Origin of the sequence: Streptomyces sp. CB02980 (genome assembly GCF_014451325.2) — a bacterium.
GTDB lineage: Bacteria > Actinomycetota > Actinomycetes > Streptomycetales > Streptomycetaceae > Streptomyces.
Genome location: NZ_JACSCH020000011.1, coordinates 127,435 through 144,304, shown reverse-complemented (window position 1 = coordinate 144,304; position 16,870 = coordinate 127,435). Strand labels below are relative to the sequence as shown.

The following is a 16,870-nucleotide window of genomic DNA, read 5'->3' as shown; positions in this document are numbered from 1 at the left end:
AGCCTTCGGGAGCGGAAGACCCCCGGCATGAACCACAACACCCCCATCACTCCCCGCCCCCTCCCCCTCTCCCCCCACACCGGCCGGGAACAACGCCTGGCGTCCGCCGACCAGTTGAGGGCCCAGGGCATTGCCGCCGGCGAGGTCGCCGCACACTGCCGGCCGGGCGACTGGCAGCAGCTCCTCCCCGGCGTCTTCCTGCTCCGGCCGGGGCCGCCCACCAGCGAGGACCGGCTCCACGCCGCGCTCCTCTACGCCCGCAGGACCGGGGCCGTACCCCCGCAGGGTCCCGACGCGATGATCACCGGGCTCGCCGCGCTGACCCTGCACCGCTTCTCCTCCGCTCCCCCGCTCACCGCCCTGGACCGGATCGACGTCCTGGTCCCCCGCACCCGGCGGCTGCGCTCCACCGGCTGGGTGCGGGTGGTGCGCGCCCCCGAGTCCCCGGAGCCGGTGGAGCTGACGGGGGTGCCCGTCGCCCCGGTCGCCCGCGCCGTCGCCGACGCGGTGTCCGGGCTCTCGGACGCGGAGACCGTACGCCGGCTGCTCACCGAGGCGGTGCGCGGCGGGCACTGCGAACCGGGCTCGGTGGTACGCGAGTTGAACCGCGCCCGGCTCCTCACCCGGCCGCACGTGGTGGACGCGGTGGACGCGCTGCTCGCCGAGGGGCGCTCGCTCTCCGAGGAGCGGCTGTACGAGATGGTGCGGGAGTTCGCCCTGCCGGACCCGCTGTGGAACGTGGACCTGCGGCTGCCGGGCGGCCCGCACCTGGGCGGGGTGGACGCCTACTGGCCCGACCAGGCCGTCGCCGTCGAGCTGGACACCCGGGCGCCGCGGCAGGACGAGGACGCGCTGTGGTCCGAGTACACCCGCAAGCGGGAACATCTGGAGCGGCTCGGCATCACGGTCGTCCACCTCACCCCGCGCAAGCTGCGCGAGGCGATGGACCAGCAGGCCACCGTGGTGCGTACGGCCCTGATGGCCGCGCCCGACCGGCAGCCCGCCGCGTATGTCGTCGTCCTGCCGCGGTGAGGGGTCAGCCCTTCGGCGTGACGCCGCAGAACTCGGCCTCCAGGACGCTGCTGCCGTCACCCGTCCAGTCGGCGTTGAAGTTCATGGCGAGGGAGTGCCCCCCGTCGCGGGTGGCCTGGGCCTCGGAGGAGGAACCGTGGATGCCACCGCCGTGACCCCAGATCTCCTTGCCGCAGCTCAGCTTCTGCTTCATGAGCCCGAGTCCGTACCCCACGCCGGGGAGTTCGGGGGACACCGGGACGGTGGCGGTCATCTCCTTCATCTCGGCCTTCGGGAGCAGCCGGCCCTTGAGCAGGGCGCGGTAGAAGGTCTGGAGGTCGTTGGAGTCGGAGATCATCTCGCCGGCCGCGTAGGCGATGGTGGGGCTCAGCTCGCTGACGTCGTGGACCTGCGCGTCCGGGTCGGCGGAGAGCGTGGACCAGGCGGGGGAGCTCGGCTTCGGCATCCTCACATCGGTGCCGGGGACGCTCGTGGCGCGGAGCTTGAGCGGCTTGACGATGCGGTTCTCGACCGCCTTGCCGTAGGGGCGTCCGGTGACCTTCTCGATGACCATCCCGGCGAGGACGTAGTTGGTGTTGGAGTAGTTCCAGCCGGTGCCGGGGGTGAAGTCCGGCGCGTGGGTCATGGCGATGTCGACGAGCTGACGCGGGGTCCAGCGGTCGTAGCGGTGCTCCAGGAAGCCGGGGCCGAAGACCTTCTCCTGGAAGCCGGGGTCGGAGGTGACGCTGTAGACGCCGCTGGTGTGGTTGAGCAGCTGACGGACGGTGATCCTGCGGCCGTCGTGGCCGTTGCCCCGGACGACGCCGGGCAGCCACTTCTCGACCGGGTCGTCGAGGTCGAGCCGGCCCTCCGCCTGGAGCTGGAGGAGGACGGTGGCGACGAAGGTCTTGGTGATGGAACCGACGCGGAAACGGTCGTTCCCACGCCGCTCGCCGGCGGTGCCGGTCCAGTTGCCCCGGCCGTCCCGCGCCTGGGCCACGACCCCGGGCACACCGGCGTCGACCGCGGCCTGGAGCGCCGCCTGGGTGGCGGCGTGGTCGCCCGCCTGCACTGAGGCCGTCGGCGCGGCCGCCGCCAGGGCCGGGGTGGCGAGTGCCGTGGCGGTGAGTCCGGCGACCAGGACGGCGGCGAGGACGGTGCGGGTCGTGCGTACGGCTGACATGCGGGCTCCCCTGAGATTCTGCTGCGGTGCGTGTACCGCGGTCGGCGGGGAGGACCGCGGGGGCCTGCGGGACGGTTGAGCGGGGTTGCACCGGTTGAGCGGTTTTCAGCCGATCCTCAGCCGTACGGTCGATCCTCAGGTGATCGACGGATCGGCGAGCCGCGAGCGGCCGACCGGGGGCCGCTCGCGCCACAGGTCGAGGCCGATGTCGACGAGGCCGACGCGGGCCAGTTCGGGGACGGCTTCGAGCGGATGCCAGGCGGCGAGGTCGGTGGAACCGTCGGTCTCGTTGCGCAGCGCACCGCCGGTGATACGGGCCTCGTAGATGATCCCCAGGCCCTGGAAGTCGCCGGGTCCACCGAGGCGGCGCAGCCGGCCGCGACGGATGGAGTCGATGCCGAGGAGGGCGGTGGGCTCGGTGAGATAACCCGTCTCCTCCTCCACCTCGCGGACCACGGTGTCCACGGGCTCCTCGCCGTGGTCCATGCCGCCGCCCGGCAGCGTCCACCGCTTGGTGCCGTCGCCCGCCACCCAGCGGGCCAGGAGCATCTGCCCGTCCCGTACGCACACGGCGTAGGCCGCCACCCTCAACTCCTTCTTCATGAGCCGAGGTTAGAACCAGTACACGGGGTATGTCCGGCCGGTGACGCGGGCGGCTCCGAGACCGACGGCGACGAGGAGGAGGCAGGCGAGCGCGAGAAGGCCGAGAAACAACCAGAAGGGAGGCGACGTGACGGCGACGATCACGGCGGTGGCGGCGGCGGGCGAGTGCGGGGTGCGGGCCATCGTCATCACGCCCAGGGCGAGACCGCCCGCGACGGCGGCGCCCCAGAGGCCGGGCCCGGCCACGGTCAGGACGGCGAAGCCGGTGAGGGCGGAGAGCAGCTGGCCGCCGACGACCGAGCGCGGCTGGGACAGCGGCAGATCGGGTGCGCCGGCGACCAGGGCCATGCTCGCGGCGAGCGGCGGGATGAGCAGGGGCTGGTCGAGCACGGTCCCGACGGCGACCAGGAGGAGCAGCGCGGCGACGCTCCCGGCGGTGGAGAGGAGGAGGACCCGGGGCCGTGGACGCGGGGGGCCGGGGCGGCGGGGCGCGACGGGGACCGCGACGGCCGCCGGAGCCGTGGAGGGGGCGGTTTCGGTGGCGGTCGCGGTCGCGGTGGGCAGGGTGGTGTCGGGGGCCGGGGTGGTGGTCACGGAGCGGTCCTCGGGGTGGGGTCGGCGGGTGGGCGTGGGTGTACGGGGGGGGTGGGCGTACGGGGGCGTGGGCGTACGGGGGCGGGTGAGCGGCGGGGGCCGCGGCGGCGCGGTGGGCGCGGCGCGTGGCGGTGGTGGGTCGTCGTCAGGCCGCGGTCGGGTTGGCCGGGGAGTACTCCGGCGGCGACCAGCGCAGCGGGCTGCCGGCCGGGGTCTCGGCCGTGCGCTCGACACGGAAGCGGGTGACCCGTCCCTCGGGACCGTACTCGGTGTGGGCGAGGCCGCTGAACTGCAGGGTCGCCCCCGTCTCCCAGTCGAGGAAGAGCAGCCCCGCGCGGCCGTCCGACTCCAGGTTCCCCAGGGTCAGGAACATCGCGTTGCCCGGATAGTCGCGCCAGCTGAGCTCCCGGGGCGCGTCGACCCGGACGAAGCCGGGGTTGCCCCCGCGATGACTGGTGTCGACCCCGTCGGACGCGACGCTGGCCACGAAGAAGGTGTCCGCCGCCCGGACGTGGCGCACCTGGGCGGGGGTGAGCTCCTCGCCGTACTGGACGGTGCCGGTCCCGGGGCGGGTGGGATCGGAGCCGTACCACTCTCTCTTCTGGAGGTACTTCGGGCAGTTGGAGAACACCTGCTCGGCCTCGATCGTGAAGCCGCGCGCGCTGGGGCGGGCGGTGCCGTTGAGGCGCATGCGGCGGCGGGTGCGGGGGTCGAGGGCGAGGGTGCCGACGGGTGTGCCGTCGGGGGTGATCGCGTCGGCGAGCGGGTCGTACGCGGGGATGCCGCCGGCGACGGAGACGGTGTGCGGGCCGGTGGCGCGGGTGAAGCCGGGCGCGCCGGTGAGGAGGCTCGCCCAGACGCGGCCGCCCTGGTCCGCCGCGCCGATCATCAGCATCGGCTGGGCTTCCAGGAAGGCGGCGGCGATGGGGCGGATGCCGGGGCTTATGGAGGGGGCGATGTGGGCGGCCAGGTCCTGGACTCCTACTCGGGCCTGGACGTTGATCGAGCCTTGGTTGTAGGCGGTCACGTGGTCACGGGCGTGCACGGGGTCCTCCGGAGTGCGGGTTGCTCGGGGTGCGGTTCTGGTCCCTGGCGCGGGAGGCGCGTTCTCGGTTAGAAGAAGCCGCAGGTCGGGGCCGTTTCGCTGGGGGCTTCCGCGTCCTCCGCGCCCTTCGGGATCGAGATTTCCAGGCGGGTGCCGTCCGGGTCGTGGAAGAAGATGCCGCCCGAGGCCGCGCCCTCGCGGTGGGCCACCACGCCCTCGTACGCGAAGGTCGTGCCGCGGGCGAGCAGCGCGGCCTCGGCGGCGCGGACGTGGTCGAGGGACTCGGCCTCGAAGGCGAGGTGGTGGAGACCCGCCCGGCCCGGCGCGTAGGCCTCGTCGGCCTGCTGCCAGAGGGTGAGGACCAGGCGGCCCTCCCGGCCGAGGAAGGCGAAGCGGCTGTCCCCCTCCTTGCCCTCGCCGAGCGTCTCGAAGCCGAGGACCTCTCCGTAGAAGGTGAGCGAGCGGTCCAGGTCGGTGACGTTGAGGCCGACGTGGTGGGTGGTGAGCGTGCCGATCGCGGTCATGGCGGATCCATCCGATCTGATGCGGCCGGCCCTCCTCCCGGGCTAACCTCTTAATTCGACTTTAGGGGTTAGACACCAAGAGCGTCAACCGCTCACGTACTCTTGAGGGGTTAGTTCATCGAGGAGGGCTCCGTCATGACCGCGATCGACCCACGGCCGCTCGTCGGCGAGCCCGTCGCCCTTGATCTGCTCAACACCCGCTGGAACGAGGAGGGCGTCCGGCAGGACCTGCTCGCCGGGGTCGAGGGGCTCACCGTCTGGCTCGCCGCCAACGGGCTCGACGAGCGGTTCACCGCCGACGCCACCACCCTGCGCCACACCCTCACCGCCCGGGACGCGCTCGCCGCGCTCGTCGACCGCCCCGGCGACCCCGCCGCCACCGCCCGCGTCGACTTCGTCCTCGGCCACGGCCGCATCCGGGCCACGCTCACCGCCGAGGGCCCCGGCGAGCGGCCCGAGTTCGCGGACCCCGCCTGGGGCCCCGGCTGGACCGCCGCCCGCGACTACCTCGACCTGCTGCGCACCGCCCCCGACCGGATCCGGGCCTGCGCCCACGAGGCGTGCATCCTGCACTTCTTCGACACCTCGCGGAACGGCACCCGCCGCTGGTGCTCGATGGCCGTCTGCGGCAACCGCGCCAAGGCCTCCCGCCACTACGCCCGCACGAAGGAGAGCTGACCCTCTTTCGTCCCGTCCCTTGGACAATGGATTGGACAAGGCGACCCGGGACATACGCATCATGGACCGGCAGCAACCTGCACATACGTACGGAGGAGTCCTCGTGAAGGTCGGAATCGTCGGAGCCACCGGTCAGGTCGGCACAGTCATGCGCAGCATCCTGGCCGAGCGGAGCTTCCCCCTCGACGAGCTGCGGCTCTTCGCCTCCGCCCGCTCCGCCGGCACCGTCGTGGACGGCGTCACGGTCGAGGACGCCTCCACCGCCGACTACACCGGCCTGGACATCGTCCTCTTCTCCGCCGGCGGCGCCACCTCCCGCGCCCTCGCCGAGAAGGTCGCCTCCCAGGGCGCCGTCGTGATCGACAACTCCTCCGCCTGGCGCGGCGACCCCGAGGTCCCGCTGGTGGTCTCCGAGGTCAACGCGCACGCGATCAAGGACCGCCCCAAGGGCATCATCGCCAACCCGAACTGCACCACGATGGCCGCGATGCCGGTCCTCAAGCCGCTCCACCAGGAGGCCGGCCTCACCGCGCTGATCGCCACCACCTACCAGGCCGTCTCCGGCTCGGGCGTGGCCGGTGTCGCCGAGCTGCGCACCCAGGCGTGTGCCGTGGCCGAGACCGCCGACCAGCTGGCGTTCGACGGCGAGGCCGTCGAGTTCCCCGAGCCCGCCGTCTACAAGCGCCCGATCGCGTTCAACGTGGTCCCGCTGGCCGGCTCGATCGTCGACGACGGCTCCTTCGAGACCGACGAGGAGCAGAAGCTCCGCAACGAGTCCCGCAAGATCCTGGAGATCCCCGGCCTCAAGGTCTCCGGCACCTGCGTGCGCGTCCCGGTCTTCTCCGGCCACTCCCTCCAGGTGAACGTCCGCTTCGACCGCCCGATCAGCGTCGAGCGCGCCTACGAGCTGCTCAAGGACGCCGAGGGCGTCGAGCTCTCCGAGATCCCGACCCCGCTCCAGGCGGCCGGCAAGGACGCCTCGTACGTGGGCCGCATCCGGGTGGACGAGACCGTCGAGAACGGCCTCGCGCTCTTCCTCTCCAACGACAACCTGCGCAAGGGCGCGGCGCTGAACGCCGTGCAGATCGCGGAGCTGGTCGCGGCCGAGCTCAAGGGCGCCTGACGCCCGGAACGGTACGAGGGCGGCCATCCGGAGACGGGTGGCCGCCCTCGCGCGTTCGCCCCGGAAGGCTCCCGTGTTCGCCCTGGGAAATGTCTCGTGCGCTGCCGACACGCCCCGTGGAAGGATGGGCCAAACATCACAAAACCGAGGAGTTGACCGGGTGCCTGGCACAAACCTGACCCGTGAAGAGGCGCAGCAGCGGGCAGCGCTGCTCACCGTGGACGCGTACGAGGTCGAACTCGACCTCTCCGGTGCGCAGGAGGGCGGCACCTACCGGTCCGTCACCACCGTCCGCTTCGATTCCGCCGAGGCCGGTGCCTCGACCTTCATCGACCTCGTCGCCCCCGCCGTCCACGAGGTCGTGCTGAACGGCCACGCGCTGGACGTCGCCGCCGTCTTCCGCGACTCGCGGATCGCGCTGGCCCACCTGGCCGCGGGCCGCAACGAGCTGAAGGTCGTCGCCGACTGCGCGTACACCAACACCGGCGAGGGTCTGCACCGCTTCGTCGACCCGGTCGACGACCAGGCCTATCTGTACACGCAGTTCGAGGTCCCGGACGCGCGTCGCGTCTTCGCCTCGTTCGAGCAGCCCGACCTCAAGGCGACCTTCCAGTTCACCGTGAAGGCACCGACGGGCTGGAAGGTCATCTCGAACTCGCCGACCCCGGAGCCCAAGGACGACATCTGGGTCTTCGAGCCGACGCCGCGGATCTCCACGTACATCACCGCGCTGATCGTCGGCCCGTACCACTCGGTGCACTCCTCGTACGAGAAGGACGGGCAGAGCGTCCCGCTCGGCATCTACTGCCGTCCGTCGCTCGCCGAGTTCCTCGACGCGGACCACATCTTCGACGTCACGCGCCAGGGCTTCGACTGGTTCCAGGAGAAGTTCGCGTACGACTACCCGTTCGCGAAGTACGACCAGCTCTTCGTGCCGGAGTTCAACGCGGGCGCGATGGAGAACGCGGGCGCGGTCACCATCCGCGACCAGTACGTCTTCCGCTCGAAGGTGACGGACGCGGCGTACGAGCGGCGCGCCGAGACCATCCTGCACGAGCTCGCCCACATGTGGTTCGGCGACCTCGTGACGATGGAGTGGTGGAACGACCTCTGGCTGAACGAGTCGTTCGCCACCTACACCTCCGTCGCCTGCCAGGCCTCGGTGGCGGGCACCCGCTGGCCCAACGCCTGGACGACCTTCGCCAACGCGGAGAAGACCTGGGCCTACCGCCAGGACCAGCTGCCGTCCACGCACCCGATCATGGCCGAGATCAACGACCTGGAGGACGTGCTCGTCAACTTCGACGGGATCACGTACGCCAAGGGCGCCTCGGTCCTGAAGCAGCTCGTCGCCTATGTCGGCCAGGACGAGTTCTTCAAGGGCGTCCAGGCCTACTTCCAGGCCCACGCCTTCGGCAACACCCGCCTCTCCGACCTCCTCGGCGCGCTGGAGGAGACCTCCGGCCGCGACCTGAAGACCTGGTCGAAGGCATGGCTGGAGACGGCCGGCATCAACATCCTCCGCCCGGAGATCGAGACCGACGAGAACGGCTCGATCACCTCCTTCGCCGTCAAGCAGGAGGCGCCCGCGCTTCCCGCCGGCGCCAAGGGCGAGGCCGTCCTGCGCCCGCACCGGATCGCGATCGGCTTCTACGACCTCGACGCGGCCGGCAAGCTGGTCCGCACCGAGCGCCTCGAACTCGACATCGAGGCCGCCGAGCTGACCGCCGTCCCGCAGCTCGTGGGCAAGGCCCGCCCGGCGGTCGTCCTCCTCAACGACGACGACCTGTCGTACGCCAAGGTCCGCCTCGACGAGGTGTCCCTGCAGAACGTCACCGCGCACCTCGGCGACTTCGCCGAGTCGCTGCCGCGCGCCCTGTGCTGGGCCTCGGCCTGGGACATGACCCGCGACGGCGAGCTGGCCACCCGCGACTACCTGGAGCTCGTCCTCTCCGGTGTCGCCAAGGAGTCCGACATCGGCGTGGTCCAGTCGCTCCAGGGCCAGGTCAAGGCGGCCCTGGAGATGTACGCGGCGCCGGAGTGGCGGGCCACCGGCCTGGCCCGCTGGGGCGCCTTCGCCCAGGAGCAGCTGCGTGCCGCCGGGGGTGGCAGCGACCACCAGCTGGCGTGGGCGCGGGCCTTCGCGGCGACCGCGCGTACCGACGCGGAGCTCGACCTGCTCGCCGGGCTGCTCGACGGCTCCCAGGTGATCGACGGCCTGGCCGTCGACACCGAGCTGCGCTGGGCGTTCGTCCAGCGGCTCGCGGCCACCGGCCGCTTCGACGAGGCGGAGATCGCCGCCGAGCTGGAGCGCGACCGCACGGCGGCGGGCGAGCGCCACGCGGCCACCGCGCGCGCGGCCCGTCCGACGGAGGCGGCGAAGGCGGAGGCCTGGGCGTCGGTCGTCGAGGACGACAAGCTGGCGAACGCCGTGCAGGAGGCCGTCATCGGCGGCTTCGTGCAGGCCGACCAGCGCGAGCTGCTCGCCCCGTACACGGCGAAGTACTTCGCCGCGATCAAGGGCGTCTCGGAGACCCGCAGCCACGAGATCGTCCAGCAGATCGTGGTCGGTCTCTACCCGAGCTTCCAGGTCTCGCAGGAGACCCTGGACGCGACGGACGCCTGGATCGCCGAGCACGACCCGGCCCCGGCGCTGCGGCGCCTGGTGACGGAGAGCCGCGCGGGCATCGAGCGTGCGCTCCGGGCGCGGGCGGCGGACGCGGCGGCGGCGAAGTAACGCACCCCGTAGGGAAGAAGGGGCCCCGGACCATGTCGGTCCGGGGCCCCTTCGGCGTGTCGACGACCCGATGGCTCAGCCCGGCGCCGTGAGGTCCGCCCGGCGCCGTGAGGTCCGCCCGGCGGGCGGGCGTCGGCGCGCTGCCGCGCCGCCGGGCGGAAGTGTGCGGCTCGCGGCCGTGATCAGCCGCCGAGCGCCGTGAACCGGGCGCGCAGATCGGCCGCGCCCTGCTCCGTCAGCGCCCCGTGCAGGCGCATCCGGGCGACGCCGCCGTCGGGGAAGGCGTCGAGGCGGACGTGGGTGACGACGGCCTGGGCGGGGAGCTTGAAGCGGTGGAGGGTGTCGGGCTGGAGCTTGGTGCGGGGGATGATCTCGAACCACTCTGCGCCTCCCGAGGGATCGCCGTTGCATCCCTGGAGCGCGATCCAGCCGGCCGAGTTGCCCTTGAGGTAGGCGGTGTCGATCTCGACGGCGCGGACGGCGCCCTGCGCGGCGAGCCGGAAGCGCACCCAGTCGTTGGTGCCGCGCACCCGGCGGCGCCGGTTCTCCCAGCCGTCGTCCATCTTGCGGGAGGTGCCGGGCAGGATGATCTGGGTCGGCGAGGAGTAGAACCTGTCCGAGGCGTCCTCGTACGAACCGCCGTTGAGTACGGAGATCAGGTCGAGGGTGCCGAGCAGCTCCAGCCATTCGGGGTCGGGCACGACCTCGCCGTGGACGCGGAGGCGGGCGATGCCGCCGTCGGGGTGCTGGCAGACCCGGAGGTGGGTCCAGCGGCGCTCGGCGGTGAGGGTGAAGCCGTTCTCGGCATGGCCCCGGACGGGGGTCGGCGGGACGAGCTCCTCCCACTTGGCGTCCAGGAGCTCCGCGGGGCTCGGAGAGCCCTCCACCGAGGTGGCCTGGATGCTCACGCGCTGCGGGTAGTTGCCGCGGAAGTGGGCGGTGTCGACGATGATCCCGCGGATCACACCGGGGGCGCCGAGCCGGACGATCGCCCAGTCGTGGTCCTCGGGGGCGGGGAAGACGTTCTCGGCGTCGGCGCCACGGCGGCGGCGGGTCTCCCAGCCGTCCATGATCTTGCCCTTGTGGCCGAAGTGCTCCGGGTCGAAGACGGCCCGCTCACGGACGAGGAGGTTCTCCCGCTCGGCGAAGAACTCGTCGTTCGCGGCGACGACGCCGGCGCCGAGACGGCGGTCGGCGAGGTCGACCAGCTCGGTGAAGGGGAAGTCACCGGTCCGGTAGTCGGCGTACGGGTCGCCGCCGGAGTACGGGGCGGCGTCGTTGGCGTGCGGGTCCTGGTCCTGGCTCGTCTCGAAGGTCATGCGTCGACTGTGCGCCTCGGAGACCTGGTGGGTCCATCGAATGTTTTCGATGGACATCTTCAGCTCTGCTGAACGGTCTCCCGTTGGGCCGCCGCCTGCCGGAGGGCTCCCAGCACCCGTGCCACCGCCGGGCCTTCCTCCGCCCCGCGTCGTACCGCCGCGACGACATGGCGGCGCGGCTGGTCCGCGGCGAGGACGCGCATCACGATCCCTGCGCCGCCCCGGCGTTCCGCGGAGGCCATCCGGGGCACCAGGGCGATGCCCATCCCGGCCTCGACCATCGCGAGGATCGCGGTCCAGCCGGAGGCGCTGTGGGCCTGCTCGGGCACGAAGCCGGCGGCCTCGCAGGCGGCGGTGGTGATCTCCGACCAGGGACCCGAGCCGCCGAAGATCCAGGGCTCGGCGGCGAGATCGGCGAGCCGCAGGCCGGGCGCGTCGGCGTGCGGATGCCCGGCGGGCAGGGCCACGTCGAGGGGGTCGGCGAGCAGCGGGACCCGGCTGAACTTGGGGTCGCGCGCGGAGGGCGCGTGGGCGGCCAGCGAGAGTGCCAGGTCGACCTCGCCGGCCGAGAGCAGCTCGTACGCCTCCGCCGCCTCGGCCTCCCGGATCCGGACGTCGAGCCCGGGGTGCGCGCTCCGCAACTGCCGTACGGCGGGCACGACGAGCGCGGGCACGGCCGTCGAGAACGCCGCCACCCGCACCTCTCCGGCCTCGCCCCGCAGATAGCCGTCGAGTTCGGCGTCGGCGCGCTCCAGCTGGGCGAAGACCACCTCCGCGTGCCGCAGTACGAGATGGGCGGCGTCGGTGAGCCGGACGCGGCGGCCCTGGGCCTCGAGGACGGGTACGCCGAGCTGTCTGGCGAGGTTGGTGAGCTGCTGCGACACGGCCGAGGGGGTCATGAGCAGCGCCTCCGCGGTCGCGGTGACGGTGCCGCGGTCACGGAGGGTGCGGAGGATCTGGAGCTTCTTGATGTCCCACTCGGTCATGGGGCGCAACCTATCCGGACCCGTGCGGCCCCGCGCGCGCCGGTCGCCGAGCTCAGGGCCACTCCGCCGAGGATGAGCGCCATGCAGGCCGCACCGAGGGCGTCGAGCCGCTCGCCGAGCAGGGCGTACGAGAGGAGGGCGACGCAGACGGGCTGGAGGTGGTAGATGACGCCCGCGCGGGCCGCGCCGATGAGGGAGACGGCCTTGTTCCAGGCGAAGAAGGCGACGGCGGAGGAGAGCACGCCGACGTAGACGAGCGGACCGACGGTGCCGACGGTGGGCTCGAAGCCGCCGTGGACCGCGAGGTCGGCCACGTACACCGGGAGCAGCATCAGGGCGCCGAAGAGGAAGGTCGCGTAGAGGAAGACGACCCCGCCGAGTCCTTCCGGTCGGCGCTTGAGCAGGGCGCTGTATGAGGCGAAGCCGAGCGCCGCGGCGAACATCCACAGGTCGCCGGCGCCGAGCCGGGACGGCAGGGCTCCCTTGCCGACCAGGAGCAGCACGCCGACGCAGGCGATGGCCATGCCCGTGACGCGCCGGGCGCCGAGCCGGGCGCCGCCGAACCGCTCGTACAGCGCCATGACCACCGGCGAGGCGGCCATGATCATGCCCATGTTGCCGGCGGAGGTGGTGAGTCCGGCCTGGTTGACGAGGGTGTTGTAGACGGTGATGCCGAGCAGCGAGGCGAGGACGACGAAGCCCAGGTGACGGCGGATCAGGTGCCGCTGCCGCCAGGTGGCGCGGGCGGCGAAGGGGGTGACGACCAGGATCGCCACGATCCAGCGCCAGAAGGCGGCCTGGACGGGTGGGACGGTGTCGTGCAGGGCGCGGGCCGCGACGAAGCTGCCGGACCAGACGACGGTGGCGAGCAGGGCGAGGAGCACACCGAAGCCGGCGCCTCGGGCGGGCGCCGGCTTCCGGGTGCTGACGGGGGTCGGGTGACGTGCGGTGATCAGGCTCATGGGGCCTACCGTCGCACCGCCGAACCTTCCAGGTCCATCGAAACTTCCTGACCATTCCCTTCAGTGGAGCTGAACGATTCGGCGTCCGCCTCGCCGATCGGTCCGACCTCCTTCGCCTTACGGGGGCTCAGCTGGCCCGCCAGGGTCGCACCGAAGGCGATCGTCATGCCGAGCAGCTGCACCGCGCCGAGGGCCTGGCCGAGCGCCACCCAGCCGATGATCGCGGCGGTGATGGGCGAGAGCGGGCCGAGGAGAGTGACGGAGGAGGCGCTGAGCCGCTCGATGCCGCGGAACCAGAGGAAGTACGAGATCGCGGTGTTGCCGAAGGCGAGGTAGGCGTACCCGGCCAGGTTGGTGCCGGTCAGGGCCGGCGGGGCACCCTCGATCAGGAAGGCGATCGGCAGGATGATCAGGCCGCCCGCGGTGAGCTGCCAGCCGGTGAGCGCGAGGGCGCCGACGCCCTCGGGGCGGCCCCAGCGCTTGGTGAAGACCACGCCCGCCGACATCGACAGGGAGGAGAGCAGTCCGGCGAGCACGCCGACGGTGTCGAACGCCGCCCCGGCCTTGAGGACCACGAGGCTGACGCCGAAGGCGGCGGCGATGGCGGTGAGCAGGGTCCTCACCGTGGGCTTCTCGCCGAGGAAGAGGGCGGCGAGGCCGACGACGAAGAGCGGGCCGACCGAGCCGACGACGGCGGCGACGCCGCCGGGGAGCCGGTAGGCGGCGAGGAAGAGCAGCGGGAAGAACGCGCCGATGTTGAGGGCTCCGAGGACGGCGGACTTCCACCACCAGGCGCCCTGCGGGAGCTTGCGGGTGAGCGCCAGGAGCAGGAGTCCGGCGGGCAGGGCGCGCATCAGGCCGGTGAAGAGCGGCCGGTCGGGCGGCAGGAACTCCGTGGTGACGAAGTAGGTCGAGCCCCAGGAGATCGGGGCCAGGGCGGTCAGTGCGACGACGGCTGCCTTGCGGGACATGACGGTCTCCCCCTTGCTGCGGATGCCGGTCCGGGTGAGCCGGACTGGCTTGGCGGTAATTAACTTACCACTAAGCTACTTACTTGCAAGTGGCTTTCTTGCCATCGAGTCACACGGAAGAGGAGACTGCTCGCATGGACACGAAGACCCCCGGCCCCGGCCCCGCCCACGACGCCGTCGACGCCATCACCGACCAGTGGGCGGCGGTCCGCCCCGACCTGGACACCGTGCCGATGGCCGTCTTCGGGCGGATCTACCGGCTCTCGAACGCCATGCGCGGCAAGGTGGACAAGGCGTACGCGCCCTACGGGCTGGCGCTCGGGGAGTTCGACGTGCTCGCGACGCTGCGCCGCTCAGGGGAGCCGTACACGCTCTCGCCCCGCGAGCTGACGGCGACGCTGATGATCACCACCGGCGGGATGACCGGCCGGCTGGACAAGCTGGAGAAGGCGGGGCTCGTCACCCGCAGCCCCGATCCGCACGACCGGCGCGGACTGCGGGTCACGCTCACCGAGCGCGGCCGGGAGCTGGTGGACGAGTCCGTCGCGGCCGGCCTCGCGCAGCAGCGGGCGGCCCTGGAGGGCGCGCTCAGCGAGGAGGAGGCGGCGCAGCTGGCCGGACTGCTGCGCAAGCTGCTGGCGACCACGGCATAGGGGCCGGAAGGGGTTTCCGCGCACGGATCCGCACGCGGTTCCACGCACGCGAGGGCGCCGCACGGTACGTCGTACCGTGCGGCGCCCTCGGCGGAGCGGAGGAGGAGGCGGTCAGGCCTTCTTGGACTTGTCGAGCAGCATCACGAGACCGACGATCACCAGGAACAGCACCAGCGGTGCGGCCACGAACAGGCCGAGGGTCTCGATGACCTCCAGCTTGGGGGCCGGGTCGTCGCCGTCGTCGCGAGTGAGCGCGAGCGCGGGGGACGACATGAGCAGCATCATCAGCGTCGTACCGGCCGCGAGCGAGCCGGCGCGCAGTGCGTTCTTCTTGTCCACGGTGCAAACGTAGCGAACACCTAATCGGACCGCGCGCCCGGGGGTGCCGTACGGGCGTCGGACGGGGTGGTACGTGCCTCCGGGACCGCCGTACGCGCGTGGAGTTCGCGCAGCAGGGCGTGCGCCCGGGGCGAGGCGGCGAGGCGCTCCAGGGTCATCGGCTGTCCGTCCGCGTCCGCGAGCGGCAGCCGCCAGTTGGGGTACTCGTCCCAGGTGCCGGGCAGGTTCTGCGGCCTGCGGTCGCCCACCGCGTCCGGCAGCCAGACGCCCACCATCCGGGCCGGGGTGTCGAGCAGGAACCGGTGGACGGCCGTGATCTCGGCCTCCTCGGCTCCCGGGCCCTCCGGGAGCAGACCGAGCCGCTGGAACAGGCCCAGCCACTCGGCCGTCTCGGCCGCGTCCGCCGCCCGCTCGCGCGCCAGGTCTCCGGGGAGCAGGCCGAGGCGGTGCCGCAGGGCGACATGGTCGCCGGAGAGCCGGGCGGCGGTCGGGGGCAGGTCGTGGGTCGTGGCGGTGGCCACGCACTCCGCGCGCCACTCGGCCGGGGCCAGCGGACGGCCGGAGGCCGCCCAGTCCCGCTCGAACCAGAGCACGGAGGTACCGAACACCCCGCGCGCGGCCAGCTCCTCCCGTACGCCGGACTCGACCGTGCCGAGGTCCTCGCCGATGACGAGGGCGCCGGCGCGGTGGGCCTCCAGGACGAGGACGGCGAGCATCGCCCCGGCGTCGTACCGGACGTAGGTGCCCTCGGTGGGCTCGCGGCCCTCCGGCACCCACCAGAGCCGGAACAGGCCCATCACATGGTCGATGCGCAGCGCGCCCGCGTGGCGCAGGAGTTCGCGCAGGAGTCCGCGGTACGGGGCGTAGCCGGCGGCGGCCAGGGCGTCGGGCCGCCAGGGCGGCAGGCCCCAGTCCTGGCCGCGGGAGTTGAAGGCGTCGGGCGGGGCGCCGACCGACATGCCGGCCGCGAAGGCGTCCTGCTGGGCCCAGGCGTCGGAGCCCTCAGGGTGGACGCCGACCGCCAGGTCGTGGACGATCCCGACCTCCATCCCGGCCTCGCGGGCGGCCGCGGCGGCGTCGGCGAGCTGCCGGTCCGTCAGCCAGGCGAGCCGGCAGTGGAAGTCGACCCGGGCGGCGAGGGCGGGGTCGTCCCGGACGACGGCCTCCGCCGCGCGCGGGGAACGCAGCTCCTCGGGCCAGCTCCGCCAGTGGTGGCCGTGCCGCTCGGCGAGGGCCTGGTAGGTGGCGTGGTCCTCCAGGGCGCGGCCGCGCGCGGCGAGGAAGTCGTGGAAGTCGGCGCGTCTGCCGGGGCCGAGTTCCACGCCGCCGACGACGAGTTCGAGGGCGCGCCGCTTGACCTCCCACACGGCGTCCCGGTCGATCACCGCGCCCTTGCCGAGGACCCGTTCACGCAGGTCGGCGGCGTCGGCGAGGATCAGGTCGAGCTCCTCGCGGCGCTCGGGGCCGACCAGGGCGTACTCGGGGATCTCCTCGATCCGCAGATGGACCGGGTCGGGGAAGCGGCGCGAGGACGGGCGGTACGGGGAGGGGTCGCTCGGCGCCCCGGGCACGCCCGCGTGGAGCGGGTTGACCTGGACGAAGCCGGCGCCGTGCGTGCGGCCGGCCCAGGTGGCGAGTTCGCGCAGGTCGCCGAGGTCGCCCATGCCCCAGGAGCGGGTGGAGAGCAGAGAGTAGAGCTGGACCAGCAGCCCGTACGCGCGCCGCTCGGGGGCGGGCACGCGCGCGGGGGCGACGATCAGGGTGGCGGTGGCGGCGCGCCCGTCGGGGGCCTGCGCCTCGACCGCGTGGACGCCGGGGGGAAGGTGCTCCCAGTCCTGGCCGGTGACGACGGTGCCGTCCTCGGTGGTGACCCGGAGCCGGGTGCCGGGCGGCAGGTCCGCCGGCGGGCGGGCGGGCTCCGCGCCGCGCCACCGGACCAGGGTCGGGGGCAACAGGCGCTCCCGGTCGGCCCGTTCGGCCGCGTCGAGGGCGGCGGCGACCGCTTCCGGCGTCGCCGCGTCCACGCCGAGGGCGCCGAGGACGGCCACCACGGTGGCGTCCGGCACGGGCACGGTGACGCCCGCGGAGGGGCTGTATGCGGTGGCGACGCCGTGACGGGCGGCGAGACGGGCCAGGGTCACT

Annotated in this window: 16 protein-coding genes; 5 read left to right on the top strand and 11 right to left on the bottom strand. The window is 73.0% G+C overall.

From position 1 onward, the window contains the following. Positions 1-27: 27 nt before the first annotated feature. Entirely contained in the window at positions 28-1,032 is a 1,005-nt protein-coding gene (locus E0F75_RS23205; protein ID WP_187624488.1) for a hypothetical protein, read from the top strand. A gap of 4 nt (positions 1,033-1,036) precedes the next feature. On the opposite strand, the gene E0F75_RS23200 is transcribed toward E0F75_RS23205, so the two are convergent. From E0F75_RS23200 to E0F75_RS23180, 5 genes are all read right to left on the bottom strand, one after another. Next, complete coding sequence (locus E0F75_RS23200) at positions 1,037-2,194, bottom strand: serine hydrolase (RefSeq protein ID WP_187624487.1); 1,158 nt, start codon at positions 2,192-2,194, stop codon at positions 1,037-1,039. Positions 2,195-2,329: 135 nt separating this feature from the next. After that, complete coding sequence (locus E0F75_RS23195; protein ID WP_187624486.1) at positions 2,330-2,797, bottom strand: NUDIX hydrolase; 468 nt, start codon at positions 2,795-2,797, stop codon at positions 2,330-2,332. 9 nt (positions 2,798-2,806) lie between these two features. Next, on the bottom strand, positions 2,807-3,391 hold the full coding sequence (locus E0F75_RS23190) for an HPP family protein (RefSeq protein ID WP_308189598.1): 585 nt from the start codon (positions 3,389-3,391) through the stop codon (positions 2,807-2,809). A gap of 145 nt (positions 3,392-3,536) precedes the next feature. Beyond that, positions 3,537-4,436 (bottom strand): pyridoxamine 5'-phosphate oxidase family protein, encoded by a 900-nt coding sequence (locus E0F75_RS23185; protein WP_374115423.1) that lies wholly within the window; start codon positions 4,434-4,436, stop codon positions 3,537-3,539. 68 nt (positions 4,437-4,504) lie between these two features. Further along, positions 4,505-4,960, bottom strand: coding sequence for a VOC family protein (locus E0F75_RS23180; RefSeq protein WP_187624485.1), 456 nt, complete (start codon positions 4,958-4,960; stop codon positions 4,505-4,507). 135 nt (positions 4,961-5,095) lie between these two features. On the opposite strand from E0F75_RS23180, the gene E0F75_RS23175 reads away from it, so the two are divergent. The 3 genes from E0F75_RS23175 to pepN all read left to right on the top strand — a co-directional run bounded on the left by E0F75_RS23175 (position 5,096) and on the right by pepN (position 9,498). Next, on the top strand, positions 5,096-5,638 hold the full coding sequence (locus E0F75_RS23175; protein WP_187624484.1) for a CGNR zinc finger domain-containing protein: 543 nt from the start codon (positions 5,096-5,098) through the stop codon (positions 5,636-5,638). A gap of 103 nt (positions 5,639-5,741) precedes the next feature. Then, the gene (locus E0F75_RS23170) at positions 5,742-6,761 is read left to right on the top strand and encodes an aspartate-semialdehyde dehydrogenase (RefSeq protein WP_187624483.1); all 1,020 of its coding nucleotides are present in this window, start codon (positions 5,742-5,744) and stop codon (positions 6,759-6,761) included. 160 nt (positions 6,762-6,921) lie between these two features. Further along, positions 6,922-9,498: an aminopeptidase N gene (pepN, locus tag E0F75_RS23165; protein ID WP_187624482.1), complete on the top strand. Its 2,577-nt coding sequence runs from the start codon at positions 6,922-6,924 to the stop codon at positions 9,496-9,498. A 182-nt stretch (positions 9,499-9,680) separates the two neighbouring features. Here pepN and alc read toward each other — a convergent pair whose 3' ends face one another. The 4 genes from alc to E0F75_RS23145 are packed head-to-tail and all read right to left on the bottom strand — an operon-like array spanning position 9,681 to position 13,736. Continuing rightward, a complete protein-coding gene (gene alc / locus E0F75_RS23160) occupies positions 9,681-10,817 on the bottom strand; it encodes an allantoicase (RefSeq protein WP_187624481.1) in 1,137 nt (378 codons plus the stop codon). A gap of 59 nt (positions 10,818-10,876) precedes the next feature. After that, on the bottom strand, positions 10,877-11,803 hold the full coding sequence (locus E0F75_RS23155) for a LysR family transcriptional regulator (RefSeq protein WP_187624480.1): 927 nt from the start codon (positions 11,801-11,803) through the stop codon (positions 10,877-10,879). After that, complete coding sequence (locus tag E0F75_RS23150) at positions 11,800-12,765, bottom strand: DMT family transporter (protein ID WP_187624479.1); 966 nt, start codon at positions 12,763-12,765, stop codon at positions 11,800-11,802. The genes E0F75_RS23155 and E0F75_RS23150 overlap by 4 nt, the downstream gene beginning before the upstream one ends. A 5-nt stretch (positions 12,766-12,770) precedes the next feature. After that, positions 12,771-13,736 (bottom strand): EamA family transporter, encoded by a 966-nt coding sequence (locus E0F75_RS23145; protein WP_187624478.1) that lies wholly within the window; start codon positions 13,734-13,736, stop codon positions 12,771-12,773. Positions 13,737-13,870: 134 nt separating this feature from the next. Between E0F75_RS23145 and E0F75_RS23140 the strand changes: the two genes are divergently transcribed. Then, positions 13,871-14,389, top strand: coding sequence for a MarR family winged helix-turn-helix transcriptional regulator (locus tag E0F75_RS23140; RefSeq protein ID WP_187624477.1), 519 nt, complete (start codon positions 13,871-13,873; stop codon positions 14,387-14,389). A gap of 111 nt (positions 14,390-14,500) precedes the next feature. On the opposite strand, the gene E0F75_RS23135 is transcribed toward E0F75_RS23140, so the two are convergent. Further along, complete coding sequence (locus tag E0F75_RS23135) at positions 14,501-14,728, bottom strand: hypothetical protein (RefSeq protein WP_187624476.1); 228 nt, start codon at positions 14,726-14,728, stop codon at positions 14,501-14,503. Between the two features lie 20 nt (positions 14,729-14,748). After that, the gene (gene malQ / locus E0F75_RS23130; protein ID WP_187624475.1) at positions 14,749-16,869 is read right to left on the bottom strand and encodes a 4-alpha-glucanotransferase; all 2,121 of its coding nucleotides are present in this window, start codon (positions 16,867-16,869) and stop codon (positions 14,749-14,751) included. Position 16,870: the final 1 nt, after the last annotated feature.

Excerpts from the sequence above, each read along its gene's own strand:
- alc (WP_187624481.1), bottom strand. The coding sequence starts at position 10,817 with ATGACCTTCGAGACGAGCCAGGACCAGGACCCGCACGCCAACGACGCC.
- E0F75_RS23155 (WP_187624480.1), bottom strand. The coding sequence starts at position 11,803 with ATGACCGAGTGGGACATCAAGAAGCTCCAGATCCTCCGCACCCTCCGT.
- E0F75_RS23205 (WP_187624488.1), top strand. The coding sequence starts at position 28 with ATGAACCACAACACCCCCATCACTCCCCGCCCCCTCCCCCTCTCCCCC.
- E0F75_RS23175 (WP_187624484.1), top strand. The coding sequence starts at position 5,096 with ATGACCGCGATCGACCCACGGCCGCTCGTCGGCGAGCCCGTCGCCCTT.
- E0F75_RS23140 (WP_187624477.1), top strand. The coding sequence starts at position 13,871 with ATGGACACGAAGACCCCCGGCCCCGGCCCCGCCCACGACGCCGTCGAC.
- E0F75_RS23195 (WP_187624486.1), bottom strand. The coding sequence starts at position 2,797 with ATGAAGAAGGAGTTGAGGGTGGCGGCCTACGCCGTGTGCGTACGGGAC.
- E0F75_RS23145 (WP_187624478.1), bottom strand. The coding sequence starts at position 13,736 with ATGTCCCGCAAGGCAGCCGTCGTCGCACTGACCGCCCTGGCCCCGATC.
- E0F75_RS23200 (WP_187624487.1), bottom strand. The coding sequence starts at position 2,194 with ATGTCAGCCGTACGCACGACCCGCACCGTCCTCGCCGCCGTCCTGGTC.
- E0F75_RS23150 (WP_187624479.1), bottom strand. The coding sequence starts at position 12,765 with ATGAGCCTGATCACCGCACGTCACCCGACCCCCGTCAGCACCCGGAAG.
- E0F75_RS23180 (WP_187624485.1), bottom strand. The coding sequence starts at position 4,960 with ATGACCGCGATCGGCACGCTCACCACCCACCACGTCGGCCTCAACGTC.